A 6,372-nucleotide genomic window follows, 5' to 3' on the forward strand; every position below is an offset into this window, starting at 1 on the left:
TCGCTTTTGTTCCCTTGGCTTGGTTGACCTCGCATCCACAATTATTGACCTAGAGCCACACCTGTCTTGACATATAACAAGAACCATTTGATAATGAAACTGAAACACAGCGCATTCCGGATTCCTTGCGATGCGGCGCGGAAAGAGGGGAGACCGTGTACGAACGCATCGATGCCGACGTGCTGGTGATCGGTTCGGGCCTGGCCGGACTGGCCGCCGCGCTGCTGGCCTCCCGCTACGGGCGCGTGGTGCTGGTGACGAAGGGGGGCTTGGGGGACGGAAACAGCCGGCTCGCCCAGGGCGGCCTGGCGGCGGCGCTGGCCGCCGATGACAGCCCCGCGCTGCACGCCGCCGACACGCTGCGCGCCGGGCAGGGGCTGTGCGACCCGCAGGCGGTGCAGGACATCGTGGCGCGCGCGCCGGCGGTGGTGCGCCTGCTCGCGGAGCTGGGCGTGGCCTTTGATGTGGCCGCCGACGGCGCCCTCGCCCTCGGGCGGGAAGGCGCCCACACAAGGCGGCGCATCGTCCACGCGGGGGGCGACGCCACGGGGCGCATGATCGTCGACGCGCTGCGCGCGCGGGTGCGCGCCAGCGAACGGATTGCCGTGTTCGAACGCGCCCGGGTCGCCGAGCTCCTGGTGGCCGACGGGGAATGCGCCGGCGCCGTGGCCACGGCCGCCGACGGAGGGGCCCTGCAGGTTGTCGCCCGCGCCGTCGTCCTCGCCACGGGGGGACTGGGCCAGCTCTACCGCTACACCACCAATGCCTTCGACGCGCTGGGAGAGGGCTACGCCTTGGCCTACCGGGCCGGGGCCGTGCTGCGCGACATGGAGTTTGTCCAGTTTCACCCCACCGCGCTGCGCGCCGCCGCTTCGCCGCTGCCGCTCCTCACCGAGGCGGTGCGCGGGGAGGGCGGCGTGCTCGTCAACGACCGCGGCGAGCGGTTCATGGAGCGCATCCATCCGCTTGGCGATCTGGCCGCGCGGGACGTGGTGGCACGGGCCATCTACGGGGAGCTGCAGGCGGGTCGGGCGGTCTTCCTGGATGCGCGGGGGATTCCGCATCTCGAGCGGCGGTTTCCCACCCTCGTGGCGGCATGCCGACGCCACGAGATCGATCCCCGATCCGAACCGATCCCGGTCGTTCCGGCGGCGCACTTTTGCATGGGCGGGGTGCTCACCGACCCGTGCGGCCGGACGACGGTGCGGCGCCTGTACGCGATCGGCGAAGTGGCCTCCAGCGGCTTGCACGGGGCCAATCGCCTCGCCTCCAACGCGCTGCTCGAAGGCGTGGCCATGGCCGAGCGGCTGGCCGAAGCGCTGCCGGAGGCGCTGGATGGGCCGGTGCGGCGGGTGGCGCCGCCCCTTCCCGCCGCTGCCGTCGCCGCCCTGCCCATGCAGCCGGATCCGCGGCTTCTTTCGCAAATACAGGACCTCATGTGGGCGCACGTCGGGATCGTCCGCGACGAGGACGGGTTGGCGCGGGCCGAGCGGGCGCTCGCCACCTGCCTGGAGCGCCTGGATCCGCTCCCGACACCCGACCGCCACCTCGTGACAACGGCCCTCCTCGTCGCGCGCGCGGCCCGCTGGCGACGGGAAAGCCGTGGGGCCCACTTCCGGCGGGACGCGCCGCATCCGGATCCGGCTTTTTGCATCCACTCGCTGCAAGGAGGGGCCTATGCATCCGTTGTGGGTTCGCCCGTATATCGAACATGCCCTGCGTGAAGACATCGGGACCGGTGACGTGACGACCGAGGCGATCCTCCCGGCGGGGACACCCCTCGTTGCGCGCCTGGTGGCCAAACAGGCGGGGCGGATCGCCGGCCTGCCGGTGGCGGAAGAGGCGTTTCGCCTGCTCGATCCCGCGGTGCGCATCGAGCGGCACGTGGACGAGGGAAGCGACGTGACGGCGGGAACGGTGCTGGCCACCGTGTGTGGGGAGGGCCGGGCCATCCTGTCGGCCGAGCGCGTCGCCCTCAACCTCTTGCAGCGCCTGTCGGGCATCGCCACGGCGACGCGCGACGTCTGCCGGGCCGTATCCGGGTTTCCCGTGCGCATCGCCGACACGCGCAAGACGCTGCCCGGGCTTCGCGTCCTGGACAAGTACGCCGTGCGGGTGGGCGGGGGTGTCAACCACCGGTTCGGCCTTTACGATTGCGTCATGATCAAGGACAACCACATCGCCGCCGCCGGGTCGCTTGCCCGCGCCGTCGAGGCGGTGCGCCGGCGCGTCGGGTATTGGGTCAAGATCGAGGTGGAAGCCGACACCCTCGAGCAGGTTGACGAGGCCGTGCGGCTCGGCGTCGACATCGTTCTCCTCGACAACATGACCCCCGACGAGGTGGCGGAGGCGGTGCGCCGCGTGGGGGGCCGGGCCATCACCGAGGCATCGGGCGGCATCACGCCGGAGAACGTGCGGGCGTACGCCGCCACAGGCGTCGACGTCATCTCCCTGGGCTGGCTCACCCATTCCGTACGGGCGCTGGACATCAGCCTGGACGTGGAGCCGATCCGCTGATCGTGTGCTCCGCGCAAGGGCAAAAGGAGGGTTCTCCATGGCCGCATTCGTGAACGCGCTGCACCAGGCGCCGATCGGCGAGGCGTACACCGGGCTCTCGTCGGAAGAGCTGGACCGCCGCATCGCCGCGGCCAAAGAACGGCTGGGGCGGGATCTCGTCATTCTCGGCCATCACTACCAGCGTGACGACGTCATCGCCTTTGCCGACCACCGCGGCGACTCGCTCAAGCTGGCCCGCATCGCCGCGGAGCTGGATGCACGGTACATCGTCTTCTGCGGCGTGCACTTCATGGCCGAGACGGCGGACATCCTCACCGCCGACGAGCAGATCGTCGTGCTTCCGGACTTGAACGCCGGGTGCTCCATGGCCGACATGGCCGCCATCGAAGACGTCGAGGTGTGCTGGGACCTCTTGACCGAGCAGTTCGGCGACACGATCATCCCCGTCACGTACGTCAACTCCACGGCGGCGATCAAGGCCTTTGTGGGGCAGCGCGGCGGGCTTGTTTGCACCTCGTCCAACGCGGAGAAGGTGTTTGCCTATGCGTGGGCGCAAAAGAAACGCATCCTCTTTTTGCCCGACGAGCATCTCGGGCGAAACACGGGGGCGGCCTTTGGCCTGTCCCTGAGCGAGATGGCCGTGTACGATCCCCAGGAGATGGCCCTCGCCTATCCGCACGGCGAAGGCGATCCGCGCCTCATCCTGTGGAAGGGGCATTGCTCGGTGCACCAGCGCTTTGAGCCGCACCACGTGCATGAGGTGCGGCGGCGCTACCCGGGCATCCGCGTCCTCGTTCATCCCGAGTGCCGGTACGAGACGGTGCAGCTGGCCGATGCCTGCGGCTCGACGGAGTTCATCATCCGCACGGTGAAGCAGGCTCCGCCGGGAACGAAGTGGGCCATCGGCACGGAGCACAACCTCGTCAACCGCCTGGCCCAGGAGCATCCGGAGCAGTTCATCCTCTCGCTCAACGAGCGGATTTGCCCGTGCCTGACGATGAACCGCATCGACCGGCCGCACCTCTTGTGGGCCTTGGAGAACCTCGTCGCGGGAACGCCGCACAACGTCATCCGCGTCGAGCCGGAGGTGGCCCGGTGGGCCAGGGTGGCCATCGACCGCATGCTCGCGCTGGCGTGAAAAAGAGCGGAAAACGGCTTGTGCGCAACGGAGCGCCGCCGGGGCGAACGGCGGCGGAGCGGCCTCAACCAAAACGGCACCGTGTGGGAACCGGTGCCGTTTTTTCGTCTTCCCGTGCGGATCGGTCAGGTTGCCGTCCCCATCGGCGTCTTCGGCGCGGTGGCCAAGGTGGTCAGGCGGCTGAGGTCGACGTTGCCGCCGCTGACGACGAGCACCACCCGCTGCCCGCGCAGGTAGGCCAGCTCGCCGCCGAGCAGGGCGGCGAGGGCGGCGGCGCCCGCCCCCTCGACCAGCAGCTTGGCCCGCTCGAGGAACAGGCGGATGGCCGCCGCGATGGCCTCCTCGCTCACGAGGACCATGTCGTCGACGTACCGCTGCATGAGATGAAAGGTCAGTTCGCCGGGCCGGCGCACGGCCAGGCCGTCGGCCAGGGTGCGCGTGGCGGGCACGTCGAGGCGCAGGCCTTTCCGCCACGAGTCGTGGGCCGCCGGCGCGTTTTGGGCCTGCACGCCGATGATGCGGATGTCCGGCTTGATCGTCTTCGCCGCCACGGCGATGCCGGAAATGAGCCCGCCGCCGCCGACCGGGACGATCAGGGCGTCGGCGTAGGGCAGTTCTTCGAGGATTTCCAGCCCCACCGTGCCTTGGCCGGCGATGACGTAGGGGTCGTCAAAGGCGTGGATAAACGTAACCTTCTCTCGCTCGGCCATTTCAAGGGCCGCGGCGTAGCTTTCGTCGTAGGTTTGGCCGGTCAGCACCACCTCGGCGCCGTAGCCGCGGGTGGCCTCGATCTTGGCCTGAGGCGCCCCCTCCGGCATGACCACCGTGGCCTGCACCCCGAAGCGGAACGCGGCCATGGCCACGCCCTGGGCGTGGTTGCCGGCCGAGGCGGTGATGACGCCGCGGGCGCGCGCATCGGGGGCGAGGCTGGCCACTTTGTTGTAGGCGCCGCGGATCTTGAAGGCCCCCGTTTTCTGCAGATTTTCCAGTTTCAAGAACACCTCGCAGCCGCTCATCGCGCTGAAGGTGGAGGAATGCTGCAGCGGCGTGCGGTGAACCACCCGCCTCAGGCGCGCGTCCGCTTCGGCGATGTCGCGGTACGTAACGTCAAAATCCCCATTGCAACCACCTCCGATGGAAGGATAACGAGCGAGCAACGCGGGGCAGGGCAAACAAAAACGCCCCTCCCAGAAGGGACGGGCGCAAAACCCGCGGTACCACCCTTTTTCCGCTCGAGCCTTGCACGGCTTGAGCGGCACCTCAGGCAGGCGTCCTTGCCGCGCGGACGGCTTCGTCCGCTGAAACGCAGGTTAAGGCCAGCATGCGAACCGTGCCCCGCTTCGGCAAGGCGCCCGTTCCGATAACGGCGGAACCCACCGGGGCTCCCTACTGGGCGCGCGTAGAGCGGCGTTCGGGAGCCGCCTCCGAGGGGATTTTCCGCGACGGGGGTCGCCGGCTCGCACCGTCCGCCGGCTCTCTGAAGACGCCGCCTGCCGCGTACTCGTCCTCGTCATCGGCTGTTGACGTAACAAGATTTTTCGGCTTTCGCGATTCGTCTGGAAAAGACTGAACAACGCGGACGTGTCGAACGCTAGCTGCCCGATCCGCGCGCGCCGGGCGACGCGGCGGCCACGCGGCTGTACACCGGCGTCAGCCAGTGGGCGTAGCGCGCGTCGCGCCCGCGGACGGCGGCGAAGAACCGCTCCTGCAGCGCCCGCGTCATGGGACCCGGCCGCCCGCTCCCCACCGGCCGGTGATCCACCTTCGTCACCGGGGCGATCTGCACGCCGGTGCCGCACAGGAACATCTCCTCCGCCACGTACAGCTCGGTGCGGTCGATCGGTCGGATCTCCGTTGCAAAGCCGAGTTCGCGGGCCAGCTCCAGCACCATGCCGCGCGTGATCCCTTCGAGGATGCTGTCGGACACCGGGCTGGTGATGAGCCGACCGCCGCGCACGAGGAACAGGTTGGCGGAAGAGCCCTCGGCGACATGGCCCTCCGGCGTCAGCATGATCGCCTCGTCAAAGCCGGCGGCGCGGGCGTCGTCGGAGGCCAGCGCGGCGTTGATGTAGCTGCCGTTGATCTTGGCGCGGGCGGGGATGGCGTTGTCGTCGACCCGCCGCCACGGCGACACCCCCATGTGCAGCCCCTTTTCCGTGTCGAAGTAATCGCCGAGCGGCACGCAGAACACGCAGAAGTCGTCGCGGATGCCGGACAGCTTGACGCTGATGAGGGGATCGGCCTTGTAGAGGATCGGCCGGATGTACACGTCGGTGCGGAAGGCGTTGGCCTTGAGCAGTTCGACCGTAACGTCCACCATCTCGTCGACGGACAGCGGCGGGGACATCTTCAGAATGTGCGCCGAGCGGTGCAGGCGTTCATAATGTTCGCGCAGCTTTAAGACGAACAGCTCCTCCTGCTCCGCGTTCCAGTAGGCGCGGATGCCCTCGAAGCACGCCGTCCCGTAGTTAAAGGCGTGGGTGGCGATGCTGATTTTGGCCTCGGAAAAGGGGACAATCGCTCCCGCAAAGTACGCGTATCCGGATTGCTCGGTTGCGGTCATGCTCATCGCTCCCTTGGTTCAGATCCTGGCCATTTTGATCATTGGTTTATTCGTTATTATTCCCGCAATTCGCACGGAATGTCAACAGGGCGAGCGCGTGTCAACTCACATAAAAACCTAACCGAAGTGAAGCCGGTCACTCACGAGAAAATCT

General features: G+C 68.2%; 5 protein-coding genes. 3 read left to right on the plus strand and 2 right to left on the minus strand.

Annotated features, from left to right (window positions below):
• Positions 1-155: 155 nt before the first annotated feature.
• The 3 genes from IEX61_RS11675 to nadA are packed head-to-tail and all read left to right on the plus strand — an operon-like array spanning position 156 to position 3,655.
• A complete protein-coding gene (locus IEX61_RS11675; RefSeq protein WP_188818178.1) occupies positions 156-1,724 on the plus strand; it encodes an L-aspartate oxidase in 1,569 nt (522 codons plus the stop codon).
• Positions 1,678-2,517, plus strand: coding sequence for a carboxylating nicotinate-nucleotide diphosphorylase (gene nadC, locus IEX61_RS11680; protein WP_188818180.1), 840 nt, complete (start codon positions 1,678-1,680; stop codon positions 2,515-2,517). The genes IEX61_RS11675 and nadC overlap by 47 nt, the downstream gene beginning before the upstream one ends.
• Before the next feature lie 49 nt (positions 2,518-2,566).
• A complete protein-coding gene (gene nadA, locus IEX61_RS11685) occupies positions 2,567-3,655 on the plus strand; it encodes a quinolinate synthase NadA (protein ID WP_373277094.1) in 1,089 nt (362 codons plus the stop codon).
• A gap of 125 nt (positions 3,656-3,780) precedes the next feature.
• Here nadA and ilvA read toward each other — a convergent pair whose 3' ends face one another.
• Positions 3,781-4,716, minus strand: coding sequence for a threonine ammonia-lyase (ilvA, locus tag IEX61_RS11690; RefSeq protein ID WP_229725866.1), 936 nt, complete (start codon positions 4,714-4,716; stop codon positions 3,781-3,783).
• Between the two features lie 530 nt (positions 4,717-5,246).
• The gene (locus tag IEX61_RS11695) at positions 5,247-6,218 is read right to left on the minus strand and encodes a branched-chain amino acid transaminase (protein ID WP_188818184.1); all 972 of its coding nucleotides are present in this window, start codon (positions 6,216-6,218) and stop codon (positions 5,247-5,249) included.
• Positions 6,219-6,372: the final 154 nt, after the last annotated feature.

Origin of the sequence: Calditerricola satsumensis, from assembly GCF_014646935.1 — a bacterium.
Lineage (GTDB): Bacteria > Bacillota > Bacilli > Calditerricolales > Calditerricolaceae > Calditerricola > Calditerricola satsumensis.